The organism is Sphingomonas colocasiae (assembly GCF_019880585.1).
Classification (GTDB): Bacteria; Pseudomonadota; Alphaproteobacteria; order Sphingomonadales; family Sphingomonadaceae; genus Sphingobium_A; species Sphingobium_A colocasiae.
Window position 1 is genome coordinate 204,538 of the sequence record NZ_JAINVV010000014.1, and the last position, 22,773, is coordinate 227,310.

Below are 22,773 nucleotides of genomic sequence, written 5' to 3' on the forward strand. Positions count from 1 at the left end.
AATGAATCTCCGCCTGCGCGACGGCGACCTGGCCCGCTGCGACGGGCGGCGGCAGCGGGCCGTGGATGCTTGGCCGAAGGGTTAGGCTCGGGGCTGGGCGATCTCGCGTATCGAAGCCGACAGCTTGTTCCGCAGCGTCGTCTCATACTCGATCGATGCGAGCCGTTCGGCGATCGCTCCGGCTGGCAGTTCGGCGCGGACCTTCTGTTCGCGGTCGAACTGTGGCCGCCATTGTTCGTCAACCTGTTCGCGCATCAGGATCGCGCGGTTGACCGCATTGTCCGCGCTATTGCGATCGGGGTGGATCGCCAGCACATTTGGTGCGTCCAGCTTCTCGTAGGGCAGCTCCCGCGCTTCATAGCCGCTATCGGTCGCGATGACGCACCAAGCGTAAAACGCGGCGGTCATCGGTCATTCTCCGGCGTCTGGCTGGCAATCCGGCGGATGGCTTTCCGGATCCTGTTGAGGTCGGCTTCCATATTCAGCAATTCCCTTTGCTGGCCCGCACGGACGGCTGCGATATCTTCTTCGGTCGCCGGTCGGTAATTCAGAGTGTCCACGGCCGGTTCGTCGTCATCGTCATGAACGGCCGCCAGATATCGGACGGCTAGTTCCGTCCGGCGATCGATCTCTCCGCCGTCTTCCATCCGCATGATCGTTTTGCGGCTCACCCCTAGCTCATCCGCTAATGCGCTCTGCGTCATGCCCAGCGCCTTGCGGATCTCGATCAGCTCGTTTGCTTGCATCGTCATCATCTGTGCCCTATTTTGCCCCTATCCCCGCCCTGTGGTGGCAGCCACAGGGCGGGGGGTTCTTATCGGATCGTCAGTTCGAAGATTTTCACTTCGATCCGCCAGATCCGGAACCGGATTAGATGCACTACCATGCCTCTTTTCCTTTCGGGGCTAGGTCAGCGGGCTTGCCGGGTTGGTGTCGCCGTCTGACAAAGCCCTTATGTCCCAAAATGTCCCATCGTGCAAGCGAAAAGAGACATTTTGGGACATCATTTTCAGATTTTTTGGGCTATTCGACCCGCATCAATTGCGACGGATACGCGGCCTGTAGCGACAGCGCGTCGTCGAGCGATCCGTTGAGCCATCGGTCATGATCTTCGGCGAGCAGGATGACCGGCATCGCCTTGGGATGAACCGCCGCAACGATCGGGTTCGGCTCGGTCGTTAGAAACGCAAACTCCGGCGCGTCGAAGCCCGGCCGCCAGATGCCGGCAAAGCATGGCAACGGCTGATCATCGACGGTGAACCACCAATAGAGATCCTTGGCATCCTTGCGATCCGCCTTGCCTTTCGGCTCGCTGAAACGGGTAAACGGCACGAGGCAGCGCTGTGCGGGATTGGCGATCGGCCGCCAGAGATTGCCGTCGAGATTGCGGGCGTTGGTCCAATATTCCGAGACGTAGGGCGCTTGCCCCTCTTTGGGCGCGACCTTGCGCGGCCGGCGCGTTTCGAAGCCCCAATTCATGATCGCGATTTCGCGATCGCCTGGGCCGCCAAGGATCACGGCGCCAGGCTTGCCGGGGGCGACATAGCCGGCCGCCCATAACGAATCTCCGCCGATCACGGCATCAACCGCTTCGGCGATCTCCTTACCGCTCACATCGTTGCGATAGAGATTGCACATGGCCGCAACATCGGCCTGTCAGGCGATGGGAGTCAATCGGGCTTTTCCGCTCGCCGCCTGCTCGCGCTCTAGCAGATCCCATGCCGCGTCCAGCTGCTCGCCGGTCAGGTTCCGGCGCTCGATCTCCGCGAGCACCGATCGCGTAGATGCGCGGCGGCATTCCGGATCCATATCGACATCCTTGCGCATATAATCGGCAAGCTCGCCGTCCGACAGGGAAGCGAGTTCTTCGCCGGGATAGCCGCGATCGAACGGCCGGATCCTGTCGTTCATGTCCATCCTCCTAATGCACGGCAGAGCTGACGAGAGCGAGAGCCCGGCCGGCTATGTCCATCCAGAAATCGACAGCGTTGCGATCGCCTTTCGACTGGCCTTCATAAACCTTGTCCATGATGACACAGCGGGCGTGCTCGCCATGTTCGTCGATCATGTCGGCCGCGTAGCTCCAGCGGGCCGTTTCCTCGACGATGTTCCAGGTATCGGTCGCGACTTGCATGGTCCCTCCACGAATCGAGTCGCCAGCCTGCATACACCCGCCGCGATTTGTTCTCAATCTGTTCTCATTTTCGCGAACGGGCTATCGTGCCCGCATGGGCCGAAAGAACATCAGGAACCTTGGCGAGCTGCGACAGCACCGGCTGAATTTCCGGGTGGAATGCGGCTGCGGCCGGATCTCGGTCTTCGCGCACGGGCAGCTCTATAACTGGGCGCTGGCGCATGGCTGGCCGACCGGCCTCGCCGCCGTGGCGGCGCGTCTCAAATGCACGCGCTGCGGACAGCCGCCGCGCCACTGGGGCTTCTGCTGCGAAGACGCGAACGTCGACCTGGAACAGCTGGCGCGCGATCGCCGGGACGCGCATCTGAAACGGGCGCAATGGTTCCACGATCTCGCCCTACGCCGCGATCCCCGACTAGGCGCACAGCGGCGCGCGCGGCGCGCGGCAATGGCGATATTCGCACAGCAGGATGAAGAACAGGGGCACTGAGTTCAGCTTGAACCTTATCCGTGAACGAGGGGGGAACAGGGCGCACTAAACGACAGGGTTGCATCAGCAGGGATGACGCAATACTGCCACATACGTCGCCCGGAGTTGTCTTCGGGAGGCAGGGGCCGGAGGTTCGAATCCTCTCTCCCCGACCAACATGTTCTGGATCGCGTAAGCGGAGTGCCGGATGGCTGACGACACGCCCGAATCGAAGCAAGCTCCGAAAAAGCGCGCTGCGCCCAAGCGCACGGCGAAGACCGCGCCGGCAAAGCGGGCACCCGCGAAATCCAAGGCCGAGACCGCATCGAAGGGCGAACAGCGTTCGTCACGCTGGTCCAATGCCGGCCTTGGCGCCGCGATCGGATCGGCCGCGATCGTCGCCGCGCTGCTCTACGTCAATCGCAGCACCAAGAAGAAGCCCGACTGAGGCTGGGCAGGAGCGCCCGAACGGCGCCCCTTCCCCGCAATCCGATCAGGTCGCGATTCGCACACCCAGCCACAGGGTACGCGGGCTGGCGCGTTCGATCACGCCATCGTCGCTGCGCGCGGCATCGACCCGGACATTGCCGAGATTCTCGCCACGCGCCTCGATCGACAGGCCCTTGGTGATCGGGAACAGGATGCGCGCATCGGCGGTCAGCGCATCGCGCAGCGGCACGACGTTCAAGTCATCCTCATACTGCACCGAGACATAGCGCAGCGTCACCGACGCGGCCGGCCCCGACGGCAGCTGCCAGCCGAGCGTGGCCGACGCCATGTGTCGCGGGGTCTGCGCGGGGCGCAACCCATCGAGCGGCAATGCCAGGCCGGACGCGCGCACCACGCTTTCGGTATAGGCATAGGATGCCGCGAAGCGCAGATCGCCCGCCGCATAGCTCGCGTCGAGTTCGACGCCCCGCGCGCGGACCGCATCGAGATTCTCACGGCGGCGGGTGACACGCGGCACCACGGTGACGTTGGCGATCGCGTCCTTCATCCGGTTGGTGAACACAGTCACGCCGATCCGCGCCGAATCGCTCGGCCGCCAGTCGATGCCCGCCTCGACGCCCGACAGCCGCTCGGGGCTGAGCGCCGCATTCGCCTGCGTCGTTTCATTGCCCACCCGGAACGGACGATAGAGTTCGTTGAGCGTCGGCAGGCGCCAGCCGAGATAGGCGGCGGCGCGCAGCGTGACGCTTTCGAGCGGACGATAGGCGATGCCGCCGCGTGCCGTCGGCTCCCATCCCTGCCGCGCGGCATAGACGGCGTTGGTGATCAGCGGCCCGCCCGACAGGTTGCGCTCGCGCAGGAAACCCTGGCCGATCCACCAGCGATCGATCCGTGCCGCGCCCGTCAACGTCAGCGCGTCGCCCAGATCGGCGCTCAGTTCGGCGAAGGCACCGGCGGTATCGCTGTGCCCGCCCGCCTCGCGCCCGCGCTGCGGCGCGCCGGCCGCGTTGTAGAAGAAATATTCCTTGGTAACGCCACTCGTTCGCCGCCAATCGGCGCCAAGCCGCAATTCCAGCGCCTCGCCGACCGGCGGCCGCAGCTCGAACCGTGCGCCAAGCCCGGTCGAGGGCACATTATATTGTTCGGCAACGGCGGTCGCCGTCGTCCGCCCCGGACTGAGGCTGGCGAAACCACTGTAGAAATCGCGGACCTGGAGATAGGCGAGCGCCGAATAGCCCCAGCGTCCACGCCCAACGAAACGCAGGCTGGCATCGGCGCCATCACCACCATTTGCGCTGAAGGCGAAGCCGCGATCGCGATCGTCGGTGAAGGCGAGCATGTTCGCCTGAAGCTCGGTCTCCTCGCCCACCGGAATCACCGCGCGCGCGGCGACGCTGGCCTGTTCATAGGGCGCGCGCCGATCGGCGGGGCCGCGATTCGCCTCGGCGATCGGGATGAAACCGTCGCTGCGCGCATAATCGGCGCTGATCGTAGCGAAACCCGCGCCCAGCGGCAGCGCCGCCGTCGCATCGGCGGTGATCGATTCACGGCTGCCATAGGCGACGCCGCCGCCGAAGCGCGGCAGCGTATCGGTGCCAGCACTGGTCAGTTCGATCGTGCCCGCCAGCGCGCCCGCGCCGAGCGCGCCGCTGCCACCACCGCGCGTGACGCGGACATGGTCGAGCCGCCCCGGCGCGAAGGCCGGCCAACTGATCCAGCCGCCGAAGGGATCGCTCTGCGGCACGCCATCGAGGATCACCAGCGCGCGGCTCGACGCGTTGCCGCCGAGCCCGCGCAAGGTCACGCCCTGGCTCGTCGGATTGGCGGAACGCGCGTCCGATCGGCGGAACTGCTGCAGCCCGGCGACATCCTTCAGCACATCTTCCAGCCGCCCGCTCGCGCTGCCGGTCAGCCGGTCGCGATCGATCCGGACGATGTCATAGGCCGCGTCACCCTTCGCTTCCTCCAGCCCATGGCCGGTCACGACGATATCGGGATCCTCGGCCAGCGCGGGGGTCGCGACACAGGCAAGCACCAGGCCGAAGCGACGAATCATGCCTGTGCTCCGACACGGTCGGGATGGGCTGCGGCGAACGGTTCCAGCGCGGCACAGGCCGCATCGATCCGCGTCAGGATCGGATAATCGTCGAGCGGCAAGGAGAAACGCCGCGCGTTGAACAGTTGCGGCACCAGGCAGATATCGGCGAGGCCCGGCCGGTCACCGCCCAGGAACGCGCCGGCATCGACCGCCATCGCCTCCAGCGCGCGAAGCCCTTCGGCGACCCAATGGCGATACCAGGTGTCGCGCCCGTCCTGATCGACACCCAGCACATCCTTCAGATATTTGAGCACGCGCAGATTATCGATCGGGTGGATATCGGCGGCGATCACCAGTGCCTGGGCGAGCGTCGCCGCACGCGTGGCGGGATCCTGCGAAACCAGCGGCGGATCGGGATATTTCGCGTCGAGATAGTCGATGATCGCCAGGCTCTGGGTCAGTCGATGCCCGTCGATCTCGAGCGTCGGCACGAAACCCTGCGGATTGCGCGCCAGATTGGCGGGTGTCCGCTGATCGCCGTCGAGCAGGCTGATATCGACGCGCTCATAGGTCACGCCCTTCAGGTTGAGCGCGATGCGGACGCGGTAACTCGCGGACGAACGGAAATAATCGAACAGGGTTACGCGGCTCATTCACTCTCCCCCGCGATCAAGGCCAGCAGCGCGAAGCTCGCCAGCCAATGCTCGCCCATATAATCGCCCGACACATGTGGCAGGCTGGCGGCGAGATGCGCGTCGGCAGCCTTGAGCGCAAGTCCTTTCCCGGCTTCGTCCAGCGCCGATCCGAGCGATCGCCAGCACCAGGCGCGGCTGAGGTTGAAGCCGTCGAGATGCGCGATCTTGCCGTCGCTGCGATCGGACACGAACGCCGGCGTGAACAGGCTCGCCGGCTCGCCGGCCGCCAGGCCGGGCAGAAAGCCGGCAAACCAGGTGCGGAAATCCGGCGCGGGCAGAATGCGGCGCATGCACAGCGCCTCGATCAATGCCGATGAGAGAAACTCGTCACCCCCCGGTTCCCATCCCGGGCAAGCCCGGTCGCCGCCGAAATAGTCGATCGCACGCGCGCGTACGAGATCCGCCAGCGCCGGATCATGCACCTCCGCCCAATCGAGCGCGAGTATCAGCGCGAAAGCGGTGCTGTAGTGCGTGCCGGTGCGGATCGGATAGGTCTGGCGCGGCAGGAAATCGTGAAAACGCTGCGCGAAGGCGCGGGCCAGCGGCTCCAGCGCTTCAGCCCATTCAGCATCTTCATGCCGTGCCGCCTCGCCGTGCAGCGCCAACAGCCAGGCCCAGCCATAGGGGCGCTCGAAGCCGCCGGTATAGGCGCGGTCGAGATAGGCGAGTTCGCCCGCCACCTTGCCGGCGGTCAGCATCCTGTCCGCAAGCGCGCGGACGTCGGCCGCGAATACCGCCTTGGGAAAGCGTCGCGCCAACGACAGCAGCAGCCAATAGCCATGGACGCAACTATGCCAGTCGAAACTGCCATGGAAGATCGGGTGAAGCGCCCTGGGACCGAGCACATCCTCCGGCCCGTCCATGACATGATCGAGCTTGTGCGGATATTCGAGCGTGACATGGCCGAGCGCGATCGTGGCGAAACGCGTGGCGAGATCCTGGGTGAGAGCGGTCATGCCCCGCGCCCTATCAGATCAGGGCGCTTAAAGTCTGTTTGGAAATGTGCGGAAGAGCACATTTCCAAGGCCGCACCGGCCCGCTCCCCCACCCGGCCTCCCAGAAGATACTGCCGTTGGGAGGCCGGGTGGGGGAGTGGGCCGGTGCGGCAATGCGCCCTCGGCGCATTTCAAAACAGACTCATCGGAAGGCGAGAAAATAGATCAACAAAAGGTTGCAGGCGAGTAACGGCAGCGCCGTGCCGATCTGCGCCTTGATCACGCCGTTGCGGTCCTTGAGGTCGAGCAACGCGGCGGGCACGATGTTGAAGTTGGCGGCCATCGGCGTCATCAGCGTGCCGCAAAAGCCGGCGAGCATGCCGACCGCGCCGATCACCGCCGCATCGCCGCCATAGCCCTTGATCAGCAAGGGCACGCCGATCGCCGCCGCCATCACCGGAAAAGCGGCGAAGGCATTGCCCATGATCATCGTGAACAGCGCCATGCCCAGCGCATAGATCGCAACGGCGACGAAGCGGTTCCCCTCAGGAATCGCATGCCCCGCAAGCGCGCCGATAATGTCGCCGACGCCGGCGAGCGCGAAGACCGCGCCCAGCGCCGCGAGCATCTGCGGCAGCACCACCGCCCAGCCGATCGAATCGATCAGTCGCCGCCCTTCCTGGAGCGGCGCTATTGCGGGCGGCTTCAGCCAGACCATCGTCACCGCCACCGCAGCGAGCGCGCCGGTGCCGAGCAGGATCAGCGTCACCCATTTCGGATCGAACAGCCCCGATTGCCCGAACGGGGTGTAATTATAGGCGAGCGTGCCGAAAAAGGCGGTGGCGGGAATGATCAGGGCCGGCAGGAACAGCCGGTTGCCCAGCCGCCGTGAATGCGCCTCCCGTTCCGCGTCGTTCGTCGTCTCGGGCGCCCCCCGGCCGATCGCGCCGAAGCCCGCCAGCCCGACCAGGCACAGCACCAGCACGCCATTGCCGATATCGCCCAGCATGTGACCGCCGAGGAAGCTGAGGGAGAGCAGCCCCCAGAAGGCGGCATTGCCCCAGCGCCGGGGATTGAGGCGATCGCGCGCGCTGAGCACGGCATAGGCGGCGAACATCGCGCCGCCGAGCGTGTACAGCCAGCCGAGCGTGATCATGGTTCCCGCCCCTGCCCGGCCGCAGCACGTGCCTTGAGCCGGCGATCGAGCAGCAACAACCGCGTGCCGTGGATCAGGAAGGCGAGGATCGCGGTCGGGATCGCCCAGACCGACAATTGCAATGGTGCGAGCACGATGCCGTAGGTTTCGAACGTCCCCTTGATCAACAGGATCGAGGCGATGGCGATGAAGATATCCTCACCGAAAAACAGCCCGACATTGTCGGTGGCGGCGGCATATGCCTTCACCTCTTCGCGCGTATCCTCGTCACCCGCGCCCTGACGTTCGGCCGCCGCCTCCGCCATCGGCGCCACCAGCGGACGCACCGTCTGGGGATGGCCGGCGACCGAGGTGAGGCCGAGCGCCGACAGTCCCTGGCGCAAGGCGAGATAGAGCAGCAGCAGCCGCCCGGTCGTGGCCCCCTTCACGCCCGAGATCAGCGCGCGCGCGCGTTGCTGCAGGCCGAAACGTTCGAGCAGGCCGATCACCGGCAAGACGACATAGACGACGGTGACGAAGCGATTGTCGTTGAACGCCTTGCCGAGCGCCGCGAGCACGGCGGCGAAATCGAAGCCCGCCGCCAGGCCGGTGACGAAAGCCGCGACGGTCACCACCAGCAGCGGATTGAAACGCAGCACGAAGCCGACAATGACGACGAGGATGCCGAGCAGCGGGAGGTAGCTCATCGCTCCTCCCCCTTATTCGAACCAGCGATCGACCAGTCAGAGTCTGTTTGAAAATGTGCGGAAGAACACATTTTCAAGGCCGCACCAGCCCGCTCCCCCACCCGGCCTCCCAGAAGATACTGCCGTTGGGAGGCCGGGTGGGGGAGCGGGCGGAACAGGCCAAGGTTCCGGCGATGCGAAGCATCGTTGGAATGCCTGTGGAGGGTGGTGCGGCAATGCGCCATCGGCGCATTTCCAAACAGACTCTCAGTCCTTCGCACCATAGCCGCCACCCCCCGGTGTCTCGATCACGAACACATCCCCTGCCGCCATGTCGACCCCGGCGGTCGCCGGCAGCAATTCCTCGCCGCCATCGGCACGGATCACGCGATTGATGCCCGGTGCGCCGTCTTCACCGCCATCCAGGCCGCGCGGTGGCACCGCGCGCCGGTTCGACAGGATCGATGCGCGCATCGGCGCAAGGAAACGAACGCGGCGGACCACTCCATCGCCGCCGGTCGCGGCGCCCCCGCCGCCCGAGCCTTCGCGCACCGAGAAGGATTCGAGCAGTACCGGCAGGCGCGTCTCCAATATCTCGGGATCGGTCAGCCGGCTGTTGGTCATATGCGTCTGGACGGCGCTGGCACCATCGAAGCCCGGGCCCGCACCGGCGCCGCCCGCGATCGTCTCATAATATTGGTGCTGCGCATCGCCGAAGATGAAATTGTTCATCGTCCCCTGCGATCCGGCCAGCGCCCCGGTCGCGGCGAACAGGGCGTCGGTGATCGCCTGGCTGGTCTCGACATTGCCCGCGACCACCGCCGCAGGATAGGCGGGATTGAGCATCGATCCGGCGGGCACCACCAGCTCGATCGGCTTCAGACAACCGTCATTCATCGGGATCGCGTCGTCCACCAATGTGCGGAACACATAGAGCGTGGCCGCGCGGCAGATCGAATAGGGAGCATTGAAATTGTCGGGCAATTGCGCGCTGGTGCCGGTGAAATCGATCCGCGCCGATCGGGCCGCCTTGTCGACCGAGACCGCGACATGGATCGCGGCGCCATTGTCCATCTCGACGGTCGCGGCGCCGTCGCTCAATCCCGCGATCAGCCGGCGCACGGCTTCCTCGGCATTGGCGATGACATGGCCCATATAGGCGCGGAGCACATCCGCGCCATATTCGGATACCACGCGGCGGAACTCGCTCTCGCCGCGCGCGCAGGCCGCCACCTGCGCCTTCAGGTCGGCGATATTGCGATCGGGGTTGCGCGCGGGCCAGGCGCCCGATGCGAGCAATTCCCGCGTTTCCGCCTCACGAAAATGGCCGGCATCGACAAGCAGGTGATTGTCGATCAGCACGCCTTCATCATCGACGCTGCGGCTGTCGGGCGGCATCGATCCCGGCGCGATCCCGCCGATATCGGCATGATGGCCACGCGCCGCGACAAAGGCGGCGGGCGCCAACCCGCCATCGACGAAGATCGGCTTGATCACAGTGATATCGGGCAAATGGGTGCCGCCGCGATAGGGGGCGTTGAGCACATAGGCGTCGCCCGGCTTCATGCCGCGCCCGTCGCGCGGAACGCCGCGTTCGTCGGCGCCACGCGCATCGATGATGGTGCGGATGCTGTCGCCCATCGATCCCAGATGGACCGGGATATGCGGCGCATTGGCGATCAGCGCGCCGCCGGCATCGAACAGCGCGCACGAGAAATCCAGCCGCTCCTTGATATTGACCGAGTTCGCGGTGTTCTGGAGCGCGACGCCCATTTCCTCGGCGATCGCCATGAACAGATTGTTGAAGATCTCCAGCATCACCGGATCGGCATCGGTGCCGATCGCATGCGCCGCCTCGCGCGGCGTCGCCCGCGTCAGCAACAGGTTGCCGATCGCATCGACCTCCGCCTGCCAGCCCGGCTCGACGGCGGTGGTGGACGAGGCATCGACGATCAGCGCCGGCCCCATGACGAGATCGCGTTCGCGCAGCATCGCGCGATCGTGAACCGCGCCATAGCCCGATGCGATGTGCGTATCGTTCGCCGGCCGGTCCAGCGCGGCTTCGGGAATGTCGAGCAACCCGCCTTCGTCCCATGACCGGCCGATCGCCTCCGCGATCAGCGTCTCGACGATGACCGGCGTACCGGGAGAGGTGAAGCCGAAGCGCGTCTGGTGCCGCGCCTCGAATTCGACGAGCATCTCGTCGGCAAGGCCCAGAGGCAATTCGATCGTGCTGTCGCTGCCTTCGTAGCGCAACGCGACACGGCGCTGGACCACGCTGTGCGCCAGCGGCACGTCCTGCCCGCGCAAGGTCGTCAGCGCCTCGCGCGCCAGCCGGTCGATCGGCACGAGATTGCTGCCGAGCGGCCGTCCGAAACTCTCCTGCCGCAGCACGCTGATATCGGCGAGGCCCATGCCATAGGCGGAAAGCACGCCGGCAAGCGGATGGATCAGCACGCGCTCCATGCCCAGCGCATCGGCGACAAGACAGGCGTGCTGGCCGCCGGCGCCGCCGAAACAGGCCAGGGTATAGCGCGTGACGTCATGGCCGCGCGCGATCGAGATCTTCTTGATCGCATTGGCCATATTGTCGATCGCGATGCGCAGGAAGCCTTGCGCCACCTCTTGCGGGGTCATCCGCATGCCCGTCGCGGACGCCACCTCCTCGGCCAGCACGACGAATTTGGCGTGCACGATGTCGGCATCGATCGGCTGGTTGCCGTCGGGTCCGAACATGGCGGGAAAATGCTCCGGCCGGATCTTGCCGAGCAGCAGGTTGCAATCGGTGACGGTCAGCGGCCCGCCGCGCCGGTAGCAGGCGGGGCCGGGAACCGCGCCGGCGGAATCGGGGCCGACGCGGAAGCGCGTGCCATCGAAATGACAGACCGATCCACCGCCCGCCGCGACGGTATGAATCTCGAGCATCGGCGCGCGGACGCGCACGCCCGCCACCATGGTCTCCACCGTCCGCTCATATTCGCCCGCGAAATGCGAAACGTCGGTGGAGGTGCCGCCCATGTCGAAACCGATGACGCGGTTATGGCCGGCCTGCGCGGCGGTCCGCACCATGCCGACGATCCCGCCCGCCGGGCCGGACAGGATCGCATCCTTGCCCTGCAGCCCGTCATGCTCGATCAGCCCGCCGCTCGATTGCATGAACAGCAGATGCGCATCGCTGTCGAGCGACGCGACGACACGATCGACATAGCGCCGGAGCACCGGCGACAGATAGGCGTCGACCACCGTGGTGTCGCCGCGCCCGATCAGCTTGACGAGTGGGCCGACAATATGGCTTGCCGACACCTGCGCGAAGCCGATCCGGCGCGCGAGTTCGGCCAGCGCCGCTTCATGCCGGGTCCAGCGCCAGCCATGCATGAGCACGATGGCGATCGCGGTGATGCCATCGGCATGGGCTGCGCGGAGCGCGATTTCGGCGGCGTCCAGATCGATCGGCTGGAGCACGTCGCCATCGGCGGTCACGCGCTCGTCGATCTCGACGACGCGTTCGTAAAGCGGATCGGGCAGGATGATCCTGCGCGCGAAAATGTCTGGCCGCGCCTGATAGCCGATTCGAAGCGCGTCGCCGAAACCGCGCGTGATGGCGAGCAAGGTCCGGTCGCCCTTGCGTTCGAGCAGCGCGTTGGTGGCGACGGTTGTGCCCATCTTCACCGACTCGATCGCGCCGCCGCCATGCTGGGCCATCAGCATGCGGATGCCCGCCGTCGCGGCATCCTCATACTGTTCGGGGTTTTCGGAGAGAAGCTTGGCGGTCAGCACCCGCCCTTCCGGTGTTCGCGCAACGATATCGGTGAAGGTGCCGCCACGATCGATCGAAAAAGACCAGCTCACGCGTCGTTCACCGTCCGCCCAGCACCCGCGCGGTGATCGCGTCGAGCTTCGCCATCAATGCCGGATCGCGTTTCTCCGGCGCGGTCATCAGCGCGACGTCGAGCGCGGTGTCGATCGGCGACGGCGTCCGTTCGGCGGGAAGCGACCTCGCGAATTCGACGACGAGCTGTTTGGCGAGGCCGCTGTTCGCGATGAGTTGCGCGATGACCTCGTCCACCTCGACATGGCCTTCGCCTTCGCGCCAGCTGTCATAATCGGTCACCATGCCGACCACCGCATAGGGAAGCTCCGCCTCGCGCGCGAGCTTGGCCTCCGGCATCGCGGTCATGCCGATCACGTCGCAGCCCCATTGGCGATAGAGCCGGCTTTCGGCACGCGTCGAGAATTGTGGCCCCTCCATCACGAGTTGCGTCGCCCCTTCATGGATATCGGCGCCGACCGCGCGGCCCGCTGCCGCCAGCATCGCCGAAAGCCGGGGACAGACCGGATCGGCGACCGAGACATGCGCGACGCAGCCGGTGCCGAAAAAGCTCTTCACGCGCGCGAAGGTGCGATCGACGAACTGGTCGACCACCACGAATTTCCCTGGCGGCAGATGCTCCTGGAGCGAGCCGATCGCCGAGAGCGAAATCACATCGGTGCAGCCCGCCCGCTTCAGCGCATCGATATTGGCACGGGCATTGAGCTCGCTTGGTGAAATGCGATGGCCACGGCCGTGACGCGGCAGGAAAACGAACTTCACCCCCTCGATCCGGCCGGTCAGCAATTCGTCGGAAGGCGCCCCCCAGGGCGTATCGATCGCGATCCATTCGGGATCCTCGAGACCGTCGATCGCGTAGACGCCGGATCCCCCGACCACGCCGATGGTCCATTCGCTGCTCATGCCGTCACCTTGATAGAGATTGGTCGCCCATGAACACCGAAGGGGCAGGATCGGCAAGACCTTTGCGATCAGTTCATCGCCCGAATCCAGTTCTCGATAACGACAATCGCTTCGTCATGGACGGTCGCGCGGCCCAGTTCAGGCATGGCGAGCCCCGGTTCGGTGGTCTTCATCCGGAAGGTCAGGATCGATCGTTCGGGATGGCCGGGCGCGATATCGAAATCCAGCCCACCACTGCCACGCCCGGCGGCGACAGGCCGCTTGCCGATACCGAGCGCCGTGCGGTCGCTCTCCTCCCAGGTGAGGAACAGTCCCGAATTGCTCGCGGCGCCCTTCGGGTTGTGACAATGACCGCAATTGACGTCGAGATAGGCGCGGGCGCGCCGGTCGAGCGAGCCGGTCCCGGGATCGTTCCAGACCGGCAAGGTCGCGCGCGCGCCGCCGCGCATATTGCGCGCCTTCGGTCCGATCGGCGTGATCTCGCCCGACAGCGCATGGCATTCCTTGCATTGATTCTGGTTCGGCACGGCATAGCTGATGCTGCGGCTTCGCCCCTGCGCGTCGATCCAGTCGACCGGCAGACGCTTCCCGCCGCGCTTCAACTCTGCATCGCCAAGTTCGGCATTCCAGACATAGGGGAGCGCAACCCAGCCGTGCGCGCGGCGGATCAGCAGGCGCGTTTCGATGATCGAGACGTCACGTTCCGGATGCCGCATGTCGGCGGGATAACCGAAGCTCTTGACCAGCACCGTGCCCACCGGAAAATCGGGCAGGCCATCGCCATCGGAGCGCGCCGTGGTGCCCGGCGGCAGGTAGAGATAGCGGAACTTCTCCGCATAGTCGGAGAAGAGCGGGGTGTTGAGGTCATAAGGCTCGACACCGTCATTGGGCCGGGTGCCGCGCGCATCGGTGAACAGCCTGAAATCGGAGAGCCGGGGCGGCAGCGTATCGCCAAGCACGAGATCGAGCGCGACCGGTGCGGGCGCGGCGCTGGCGAGGAACAGCCAGGCGATCGTGAGGCCCAAACGGTGAATCATCAGATCTCCGCCGTCGCTCCAGCGAAAGCTGGAGCCCATGCTGGATCGGCCATCGTCCGAGCAGTTTGAAAGATCGCATGGACCCCGGCTTTCGCCGGGGTGACGATGAAGGGACGTCTACCCTCTACAATCACCGTATGGCCGCCTCCATCGCCGCCGGCAGCACCACCGGTTTCGGCTCCGCGATATCCGCCCCACCCGATAGGTCGGCAGGCGCCGGCTTGGCCTCCGTCACCGGCGAGGTCGGCTTGGCGAGATTGAGGCTGAGCACTCCCACCCGATCGGTCACCCGGATATTCGTATCCGCGCCGCCGACGCCGTCCCAGAAGATCGGCAGCAGCGATCCGCCCATCGCGGCCGCCAGATCCTTGCCGCCGGGAAAATCGGGCGCGAAACCGGCGCGGCCGTGCAGATTGTCCCGCACCACCAGATTGCGCACGCGCGGTTCGTATTTGGCGTCCTCGAACGGCTGCTTGTACGCGACGATCATGACATTGGCGGTCGCATTGCCTTCCAACGCGTTGTTGAAGACATGCACGTCGCGATTGGCCATGATCATCACGCCCGTCCCCATCGGCACGGTCGCGACGATATTGCCCTTGGGCGCGAAGTTGGGCGTGTCGTTGTCCGAAACGATATTGTCGAACACACGGATCGAATGCCCGCCCATCTGCGGCAGGTTGGGCAGGTCGAACACCAGGATCCCGCCGGTGTTGTACTGCGCGATATTGTCGTGGACGTCGGCCTCGAAACTGTTCTCGATCTCGATGCCCGCCACATTGCGTTCGGCGCGCGAATTGCGGACCACGATCCGGCGCGACTGGCCGACATAGATGCCCGCATCGGACGCGCCGCGTACCAGCACGGTATCGATCAGCACATCCTGCGATTCGACGGGATAGACACCATAGGCGCCGTTGGTCGGCTTCGGCCCGCCGGTCCATTCGACGCGGATATTGTGGTAGACGATGCGATCGGCGCCCTTGGACTTGATGCCGTCGCCCCTGCTGTCCTCCACCGCGAAATCGCGCAGCACCACGTCGTCCGAGGTGACGAGCAGCCCCTCGCCCGCGCCCTGCTGTCCCTTGAAGCTCAGCACCGTCCCGTCGATGCCGGTGCCGCGCACCGTGACGCGCGGCACGTCGAGCGACAGGCCGTCGGTCAGTTCGAACCGCCCCTCCCCGATCTGCACCACATCGCCCGGCGCCGCTTCGATCAGCGCGGTCTGAAGCCGCTCCTGCGCGTCGGGGCCCGCCTCGACCGTGATGGTCCTGGCGGCGGCCCCCGTCGAACTCGCGGCGATCAGCGCCGCGAGGCAAAGCATCCTTCCCATAGGCACCCCTCTTATTTTGCGAGGCTTTTGTGCATTCCATATCCAAAATAGGCCAGAAGCCCCAGCCCATTCCAGACGAGGAAATAGAGCTGCGTCTTGGTGGGCAGGCTGAGGAAAAGATAGGCGCAACCGAGGATGGCGATCAGGCCGACGAGGAGAGCCGCGGGCGTACGGAAAGGCCTGGGCGCATCGGGCGCGCGACGGCGTAGGATGAGCATGCAGAGCGCGACGGCGGCGAAGGCGGCGAGCGTTCCGGCATTGGCGAGGGCCGCGATCTCGTCGATCGGCAGCACGCCGGCGATGATCGAGACGAGGGCGGCGGTGATCATGGTGATACGGACAGGCGTGCCGCGTGACGAGATCCGGGCGAGCGCGGGCGGCAGGAAGCCGTCACGCGCCATCACCAGGAAGATGCGGCTCTGCCCGTAGAGGAAGGCGAGGATGACGGTCGGCAGCGCGATCACCGCCGCGGCGGCGATGATGGTGGCGATACCGGGCTGTTGCAGGTCGCGCAGGATCAGCGCGAGCGGCTCCGGACTGTCGGCAAAGCTGGTGAAAGGCAACGCGCCGACGGCGGCGGCGGCGACGACCATGTAGATCACCGTGCAGGCGAGCATCGATCCGACGATGCCGATCGGAAGGTTGCGTTCGGGGTTCTTGGTCTCCTCCGCCGCGGTCGAGATCGCGTCGAAGCCGTAGAAGGCGAAGAAGATGATCGCGGCCGCCGCCATCACGCCGCGCTCGACGCCATCGGGCGCCATGGTCTTGCCGAAGCCGAAGGGCATAAAGGGTTCGAGATTGGTCGCATCGAAATGCGGCAGCGCCACCGCGACAAACAGGGTGAGCGTGGCGATCTTCACCAGCACCAGCACCGCGTTGAGCGTGGCGCTTTCCTTCGTCCCCACCGAGAGCAGGCCGGCGACGACCGCGATAATGAAGATCGCGGGCAGGTTGATGATGCCGCCCAGTTCCGGCCCCCTGGCGAGTTCGAGCGGATAGCCCAGCCAATCATGGAGCAACGGCGCGGCATAGCCTGACCAGCCGACCGCGACGGTCGAGACCACCAGCGAATATTCGAGGATCAGGCTCCAGCCGATCACCCAGGCGAAGACCTCGCCCAGCACGGCATAGCTATAGGTGTAGGCGCTGCCCGATGCCGGCATCATCGTCGACATCTCGGCATAGGCGAGCGCGGCGCAGGCGCAGATGAGCCCGGCGACCGCGAAGGAGATGAGCACCGCCGGCCCGGCGCGATCCGCGCCGACCCCGATCAGCGTCAGGATGCCGGTACCGACGATCGCACCCACACCCAACGCCACCAGATGCGGCCATGACAAGGTCCGCGCCATCCGCTGATCCGCAGGCTGCGCATCGCCGACAATTATTTCCTTTTTTCTGAATAACTTGCTCATCAATCGCTCCCCATCGAACGCCGACCCTAGCCCGGCAGGGCAGGCAAAGTCGAGCGGAGCCGCGCGCGACCTTCGGTTCGGCCCGGATTCCGGGCGTTCGGACGACTCATAAAAGCCAACTGAATTGATAGACAAGAAAATCTATGTTCCAAAGTTTTCAATCGAATCGGTAGAGAACAGTCCGAATCAAAGGGAGGCTACTGCGTGACCATTCGGAATCTGCTTTTCGCCGGGACGGCGCTCGTCTCGCTTGCACTGCCATTCGCCGCGTCCGCGCAGGATGCCGTGCCCGATCAGACCGAGGACCCGCAGGCGGCCGACGCCGCGCCGGGCCAGGGCGAGATCATCGTCACCGCCCGCCGCCGCGCCGAAACCGCGCAAGACGTGCCGCTGGCGATCTCGGTGATCGGCGCCGAAAGCATCGAGGCCACCGGCAATTTCAACATCAACAAGCTTCAGCAGATCACGCCGACGCTGCAGGTCTATTCGTCGAACCCGCGCAACACCGCCGTCAATATCCGCGGCCTGGGCGTGCCGTTCGGCCTGACCAGCGACGGCTTCGAACAGGGCGTCGGCATCTATGTCGACGACGTCTACAACGCGCGCGTCGCCGCCGCCGTCTTCGATTTCCTCGACGTTTCGCAGGTCGAAGTGCTGCGTGGGCCGCAGGGCACGCTTTACGGCAAGAACACCACCGCCGGCGCGATCAACATCACGACCAACCAGCCGACCTTCGACTTCGAGGGGAAGGCGGAGGTGTCGCTCGGTAACCTCCAGTTCAAGCAAGCGAAGGCCGCGATCTCCGGCCCGCTGTCCGACACGATCGCCGCGCGCATCGCGGTTTCGACCACCAGCCGTCGCGGCACCATCTTCAACGTGAAGAGCGATCGCTGGATCAACGAACAGGATAATTTCGGCCTGCGCGGGCAGTTGCTGTTCAAGCCCAGCGAGGATCTCAGCATCACGCTGGCCGGCGATTACAGCGACCAGCAGCCCGAATGCTGCGGCACTGTATTCGTGCGCGTCGGCCGCACGCAACGCGCGCTGGCCCGGCAATATGACGCGCTCGCAGCGCTTCAGGGCTATAGCGTCGTCAGCAAGAATCCGTTCGATCGCCTGACCGATATCGATGCCAGCCTGAACGCCGGCAACAAGATCGGCGGCGCGTCGCTGAAGGTGAAATGGGATGTCGGCCCCGGCACGCTGACCTCGATCACCGCCTGGCGCTTCTGGGACTGGAAGCCGGAGAACGACCGCGACTTCACCGGCCTGCCGATCGTTTCCAAATCGCAGAACCCCTCGCAGCAGGATCAGTATTCGCAGGAAATCCGCTATAATTATTCGGCCGACAAGATCGACTTTGTCGTCGGTGCCTTCGGCTTCAAGCAGCGCATCGACACGCAGGGTACCGAGCAGCATGGCGCGGCATCGAGCAAATGGAACCTCACCGGCGCCCAGGCGAACGATCCGAGCATCCTGAACGGCCTGACCGCGATCAACACCCAGTGGCTCAAGAGCACGAGCGCCGCACTGTTCGGCCAGGTGAGCTGGAAGGTGACCGACGCGCTCACCATTCAGCCGGGCGTGCGCCTGAACTATGACAAGAAGTCCGGCTTCTACGAACGCAAGGTGTTCGACGCGCAGGGCAATCCGGTGCTGTTCGGCCAGACCGATCCGATCAAGGTGGCGCAGCGCGGCGTCTTCTCGCCCCAGGTGAGTTCGCCTTCGGTCAGCGACTGGAATTTCAGCTATGATCTGACGCTCAGCTACAAGATCGCGCCGGACATCCTGACCTATGCGACCTATGCCAAGAGCTTCAAGACCGTCGGCATCAACCAGAACGGCCTGCCCACCGACGCCGCCGGCAATCCGATCACCTCGGCAGGCGTGATCAAGCCGGAATCGGTGAACCACTTCGAAGCCGGCATCAAGACGCAGTTCTGGGATCGCCGCGCCACCTTCAACCTCTCGGCCTTCCGGACCGAGATCAAGAATTATCAGGCGACGGTCACCAACGGGCAGCTCGGCGTTCTGCGCGGCTATCTCGCCAATGCCGGCAAGGTCCGCTCGCAGGGTCTGGAAGCCGATTTCTCGGTCCGGCCGAGCGAGCGCTTCACCGCCTATGCCAGCGCAGCCTATACCGACGCGAAATACGTCAAGTTCGTCGATGCGCCCTGCCCGCCCGAACTCTCCGGCGGCACCACCGTCGGCGCCGGCCAGACGCCAAGCGCACCCGGCACGCCCGGCGGCCTGAGCCCGGCCAATTGCGACATTTCGGGGCAGCGCCTGCCCGGCGTCTCCAAATGGTCCTTCTCCTACGGCGCCGAGGTCAACGCGCCGGTCACCTTGCTCGCCAAGGACGGGCAGATCTATTTCGGCGTCGACGGCAATTACCGGTCGAACTTCTCGTCCAACCCGTCACCGTCCGACTATACCTGGATCAAGGGCTATGCGCTCACCAACTTCCGCGCCGGTTTCCGTACCGATGGCTTCGATGTCTATGGCTGGGTGCGCAACGCGTTCGACGTCAATTATTTCGAGCTGCTTCAGGTCGCCCCCAGCAATGTCGGCCTGATCGCCGGCCAGCCGGGCGATCCCAGAACATGGGGCGGAACCATCAAGTTCTCGTTCTGAACCTATCATCGGATCTCACCGCCCGCTTCAGCTTCAGTGGGCCGGTGAGGGCCCCGGACGTGAAGTCACGCACACGTCCGGGGCCTCTTATCTTGAATTACGCATAATCGGGGTCATCCATCCAGCGCGCAAAATGCGGCGTGTCGGTGGAGACGCGATCGGGAAAATGCGCGGCGCGCTTTTCCAGGAACGATCCGATGCCCTCGCGCGCATCCGCGCTGCTTCCCCGCGCCCAGACCAGCCGGCTGTCGAGCCGATGCGCCTCGATCGGATGGGCGGCGCCCGCCATCCGCCAGAGCATCTGCCGGGTGAGCGCGACCGATACCGGCGCGCTCTCGTCGGTGAGTTCATGGGCCAGGGCACGCGCGGCCGGCAATAACGCGTCACCCGGATGAACCGCGCTGACCAGCCCGCCCGCCAACGCCTCGGCCGCGTCGAAGATCCTGCCCGAATAGCACCATCTGAGCGCCTGCGGCATGCCGACCAGCCGGGGCAGGAACCAGCTCGATGCCGCTTCGGGCACGATGCCGCGCCGTGCGAAGACGAAGCCGAACCGCGCATCCTCGCTTGTGAGGCGGATATCCATCGGCAGCGTCATGGTGACGCCGATGCCCACCGCCGCGCCGTTGATCGCGCCGATCACGGGCTTGCGGCAATTGAAGATGCGCAGCGACACCAGGCCGCCACCATCGCGCACGCCTTCATGATCGTAATCGACGCTGCCGTCGCTCCGGACGGGCGACCCGGCATCGCTCCAGCGCGATCCCTCGCCATAATCGAATGTGGCGCCGCCCGCCCCCAGATCCGCGCCCGCACAGAAAGCGCGGCCGGCGCCGGTCACAATCACCGCGCGCACCGCATCGTCGGCATCGGCGATATCGAGCGCGGCGATCACCTCCGCCATCATCGCCCTGTTGAAGGCGTTGAGGCGATCGGGTCGGTTGAGGGTCAGGGTGAGGATGCCGCCGTCGATATCGACCGCGATGGTTTCGAAGCTGCTCATCCGCCAATCAGGCGGCGCTTCGTCGATCCTGTCAATCGGCAACCACGGATGCGGGTTGCAGCATAGCCTCGATCTCCTCCAGCCGGTCCTTGCCGAAATAGAGTTCGCTGCCGACGATGAACGACGGCAGGCCGAATACGCCCTGATCGATCGCCGCCTGGGTGTTGGCGATCAGCCGATCCTTGATCACCGGATCCTGCGCGCGATCGGCGATGCGATCGACCGGCAGGCGCGACGCGCGAAAGGCGTCACCGAATGTCTGCGGATCATCCATCTTCTTGGGCGCCTCCCACATGTGATGGAAGGCGGCGGCGACATAGGCGTCGAACACCCCTTCGGCCTCCGCCGCGACCGCGCCGCGCATCAGCATCAGCGTGTTGACCGGAAAATGCGGATTCATCCGGAATTCGAACAGCCGGTGCCTGGCGACGAAGCGCTCGATCTCACGGCGTTCATAAGCGAGTTTGGCGGGAATGCCCGCGAATGCGGTCATCGGTGACTGGTTTCCCGTCGCCTTGAAGATGCCGCCGAGCAGCGCGGGGATCATACGAAAGCGCGCGCCCGTCCGGCGCTCGATCGCTGGCAGCACGCGCCAGGCCAGATAGGCATTGGGGCTGCCGAAATCGAAATAGAATATGGGCTGATTCACCGGCATCCTCCGCGCACGCTCACTGTCCGCCGCCGCCGATTGACTCGGCGCGGCCCGTCATCGACAAAGCCCGGCATGAGCGACGCGGTCAAGCTGCACGACAGCTGGAAAACACCTTTGCTGCCGGAATTCGACAGCCCCTATATGGCGGCGCTGCGGCAGTTCCTGATCGACGAGAAAGCGAAAGGCCGGCGGATCTTCCCCAAGGGCAGCGAATATTTTCGCGCGCTCGATCTCACTCCGCTCGACAAGGTGCGCGTCGTGATCCTGGGCCAGGATCCCTATCATGGCGAGGGCCAGGCGCATGGCCTGTGCTTCAGCGTCAGGCCCGGCGTGCGGACGCCGCCGTCGCTGGTCAATATCTACAAGGAACTGGAAAGCGATCTCGGCCTGCCCCGCCCGAACCACGGTTTCCTCGAACATTGGGCGGAACAAGGCGTGCTGCTGCTCAACGCGGTGCTCACCGTCGAGATGGCGCGCGCGGCCGCGCATCAGGGCAAGGGCTGGGAACGCTTCACAGACGCGGTGATCAAGCTCGTGAACGAACGGAGCGATCCCGTGGTGTTCATGCTGTGGGGAAGCTACGCGCAGAAAAAGGCCGCGTTCGTCGATAGCTCGCGCCATCTGGTGCTGAAGGCGCCGCACCCCTCGCCGCTCTCCGCGCATAACGGCTTTTTCGGCTGCCGCCATTTCTCCAAGGCCAATGCGTTCCTCGAAGCCAGGGGCATGAAGCCGATCGACTGGGCATTGCCGCCAGGCTGAGCGGGCACTCCCCAGAACTGCCTCCACCTGTCATCCCCGCGAACGCGGGGATCCTGCCTTTCCGTGAAACGTCGGAGAACAGAAGAAGCAGGATCCATAGCTGGCTTGAACCAACAGGTTCACGCGGAGACGCGGAGGATCGGTGACCTTCAGGCAAACAAGCGCTTCAGCCCTGTTTTCTTCGCGGCTTCGCGCTTTCGCGTGAAACCAATGGGGCCTGGCCGTGGCCGCCAGGACCGCAAAAGTTCACGCGAAGACGCGAAAGCGCGAAATTCAGCGAGCGTTTGCCTTGCGCTTTCTCTCACGCAAATCTGGAATGGCAGCGAGCACGGGCTGGAATCTGCCACAGATACGGCCCGATATGGTCGGGAGATGCCGGCCATCACCGGGAATGAGGTTTATCCTGCAGGCCTGCTTGCCGACAGTCGAAGGGCTGACATGACGATCCGGGTTTGTCTGCAGTATCGAAGGCAGTTCCGCCTCCCGGATTCCGGGCACAAAAAAAGCTCCCCGAAGGGAGCTTTCTCGTCGGCCGAGGCCGTAACATTATGAATGGGTTCTGATGTAACAAATCCGGATGCGCCTGCTGCAAAGCCTGGCGGCGACCTACTCTTCCAGCGCTTAAGCGATAGTACCATCGGCGCAGTCAGGTTTCACGGCCGAGTTCGA

General features: G+C 65.1%; 21 protein-coding genes. 4 read left to right on the forward strand and 17 right to left on the reverse strand.

The genetic code is table 11. The features are described from left to right. Window positions 1–81 precede the first annotated feature (81 nt). The 5 genes from K7G82_RS27770 to K7G82_RS27790 form a co-directional block, all read right to left on the reverse strand. Window positions 82–408, reverse strand: a complete 327-nt coding sequence (locus K7G82_RS27770) for a hypothetical protein (protein WP_222993477.1) — start codon at window positions 406–408, stop codon at window positions 82–84. Further along, the gene (locus K7G82_RS27775; RefSeq protein WP_222993479.1) at window positions 405–755 is read right to left on the reverse strand and encodes a helix-turn-helix transcriptional regulator; all 351 of its coding nucleotides are present in this window, start codon (window positions 753–755) and stop codon (window positions 405–407) included. The genes K7G82_RS27770 and K7G82_RS27775 overlap by 4 nt, the downstream gene beginning before the upstream one ends. Before the next feature lie 268 nt (window positions 756–1,023). Beyond that, window positions 1,024–1,638, reverse strand: a complete 615-nt coding sequence (locus K7G82_RS27780) for an SOS response-associated peptidase (protein ID WP_222993481.1) — start codon at window positions 1,636–1,638, stop codon at window positions 1,024–1,026. A gap of 18 nt (window positions 1,639–1,656) precedes the next feature. Further along, window positions 1,657–1,911: a hypothetical protein gene (locus K7G82_RS27785; protein ID WP_222993483.1), complete on the reverse strand. Its 255-nt coding sequence runs from the start codon at window positions 1,909–1,911 to the stop codon at window positions 1,657–1,659. 10 nt (window positions 1,912–1,921) lie between these two features. Further along, entirely contained in the window at window positions 1,922–2,134 is a 213-nt protein-coding gene (locus K7G82_RS27790; protein WP_222993485.1) for a hypothetical protein, read from the reverse strand. Window positions 2,135–2,228: 94 nt separating this feature from the next. On the opposite strand from K7G82_RS27790, the gene K7G82_RS27795 reads away from it, so the two are divergent. Both K7G82_RS27795 and K7G82_RS27800 read left to right on the forward strand, forming a co-directional pair. Then, complete coding sequence (locus K7G82_RS27795) at window positions 2,229–2,624, forward strand: hypothetical protein (protein WP_222993487.1); 396 nt, start codon at window positions 2,229–2,231, stop codon at window positions 2,622–2,624. Between the two features lie 187 nt (window positions 2,625–2,811). Beyond that, entirely contained in the window at window positions 2,812–3,051 is a 240-nt protein-coding gene (locus K7G82_RS27800; RefSeq protein WP_222993489.1) for a hypothetical protein, read from the forward strand. A gap of 45 nt (window positions 3,052–3,096) precedes the next feature. Here the strand turns inward: K7G82_RS27800 and K7G82_RS27805 are convergent, their stop codons facing one another. The 10 genes from K7G82_RS27805 to K7G82_RS27850 all read right to left on the reverse strand — a co-directional run bounded on the left by K7G82_RS27805 (window position 3,097) and on the right by K7G82_RS27850 (window position 17,056). Continuing rightward, the gene (locus tag K7G82_RS27805; protein ID WP_222993491.1) at window positions 3,097–5,109 is read right to left on the reverse strand and encodes a TonB-dependent receptor; all 2,013 of its coding nucleotides are present in this window, start codon (window positions 5,107–5,109) and stop codon (window positions 3,097–3,099) included. Beyond that, a complete protein-coding gene (gene maiA, locus K7G82_RS27810) occupies window positions 5,106–5,744 on the reverse strand; it encodes a maleylacetoacetate isomerase (RefSeq protein WP_222993493.1) in 639 nt (212 codons plus the stop codon). The genes K7G82_RS27805 and maiA overlap by 4 nt, the downstream gene beginning before the upstream one ends. Continuing rightward, the gene (locus K7G82_RS27815; RefSeq protein WP_222993495.1) at window positions 5,741–6,742 is read right to left on the reverse strand and encodes a DUF2891 domain-containing protein; all 1,002 of its coding nucleotides are present in this window, start codon (window positions 6,740–6,742) and stop codon (window positions 5,741–5,743) included. The genes maiA and K7G82_RS27815 overlap by 4 nt, the downstream gene beginning before the upstream one ends. 181 nt (window positions 6,743–6,923) lie before the next feature. Beyond that, the gene (locus tag K7G82_RS27820) at window positions 6,924–7,877 is read right to left on the reverse strand and encodes a DUF979 domain-containing protein (RefSeq protein ID WP_222993497.1); all 954 of its coding nucleotides are present in this window, start codon (window positions 7,875–7,877) and stop codon (window positions 6,924–6,926) included. Then, window positions 7,874–8,563, reverse strand: coding sequence for a DUF969 domain-containing protein (locus K7G82_RS27825; RefSeq protein ID WP_222993499.1), 690 nt, complete (start codon window positions 8,561–8,563; stop codon window positions 7,874–7,876). The genes K7G82_RS27820 and K7G82_RS27825 overlap by 4 nt, the downstream gene beginning before the upstream one ends. A 246-nt stretch (window positions 8,564–8,809) precedes the next feature. Then, window positions 8,810–12,391 carry a hydantoinase B/oxoprolinase family protein gene (locus K7G82_RS27830; protein WP_222993501.1) on the reverse strand — a complete coding sequence of 1,194 codons (3,582 nt, stop codon included), beginning with the start codon at window positions 12,389–12,391 and terminating at the stop codon, window positions 8,810–8,812. Window positions 12,392–12,398: 7 nt separating this feature from the next. Next, entirely contained in the window at window positions 12,399–13,274 is an 876-nt protein-coding gene (locus tag K7G82_RS27835) for an S-methyl-5'-thioadenosine phosphorylase (protein ID WP_222993503.1), read from the reverse strand. A gap of 68 nt (window positions 13,275–13,342) precedes the next feature. Further along, window positions 13,343–14,311: a hypothetical protein gene (locus K7G82_RS27840; protein WP_246623928.1), complete on the reverse strand. Its 969-nt coding sequence runs from the start codon at window positions 14,309–14,311 to the stop codon at window positions 13,343–13,345. Window positions 14,312–14,441: 130 nt separating this feature from the next. Then, window positions 14,442–15,644 (reverse strand): parallel beta-helix domain-containing protein, encoded by a 1,203-nt coding sequence (locus K7G82_RS27845; RefSeq protein ID WP_222993504.1) that lies wholly within the window; start codon window positions 15,642–15,644, stop codon window positions 14,442–14,444. 11 nt (window positions 15,645–15,655) lie between these two features. Next, window positions 15,656–17,056: an amino acid permease gene (locus tag K7G82_RS27850; RefSeq protein ID WP_222993505.1), complete on the reverse strand. Its 1,401-nt coding sequence runs from the start codon at window positions 17,054–17,056 to the stop codon at window positions 15,656–15,658. A gap of 204 nt (window positions 17,057–17,260) precedes the next feature. On the opposite strand from K7G82_RS27850, the gene K7G82_RS27855 reads away from it, so the two are divergent. Beyond that, window positions 17,261–19,690: a TonB-dependent receptor gene (locus tag K7G82_RS27855; protein ID WP_222993506.1), complete on the forward strand. Its 2,430-nt coding sequence runs from the start codon at window positions 17,261–17,263 to the stop codon at window positions 19,688–19,690. A 97-nt stretch (window positions 19,691–19,787) separates the two neighbouring features. On the opposite strand, the gene K7G82_RS27860 is transcribed toward K7G82_RS27855, so the two are convergent. Together K7G82_RS27860 and K7G82_RS27865 are read right to left on the reverse strand one after the other, a co-directional pair. Then, window positions 19,788–20,693 carry a crotonase/enoyl-CoA hydratase family protein gene (locus tag K7G82_RS27860; RefSeq protein ID WP_222993508.1) on the reverse strand — a complete coding sequence of 302 codons (906 nt, stop codon included), beginning with the start codon at window positions 20,691–20,693 and terminating at the stop codon, window positions 19,788–19,790. A gap of 31 nt (window positions 20,694–20,724) precedes the next feature. After that, the gene (locus K7G82_RS27865; RefSeq protein ID WP_222993510.1) at window positions 20,725–21,348 is read right to left on the reverse strand and encodes a 2-hydroxychromene-2-carboxylate isomerase; all 624 of its coding nucleotides are present in this window, start codon (window positions 21,346–21,348) and stop codon (window positions 20,725–20,727) included. A 69-nt stretch (window positions 21,349–21,417) separates the two neighbouring features. Between K7G82_RS27865 and ung the strand changes: the two genes are divergently transcribed. After that, window positions 21,418–22,104 carry a uracil-DNA glycosylase gene (ung, locus tag K7G82_RS27870; RefSeq protein WP_222993513.1) on the forward strand — a complete coding sequence of 229 codons (687 nt, stop codon included), beginning with the start codon at window positions 21,418–21,420 and terminating at the stop codon, window positions 22,102–22,104. Window positions 22,105–22,773 lie beyond the last annotated feature (669 nt).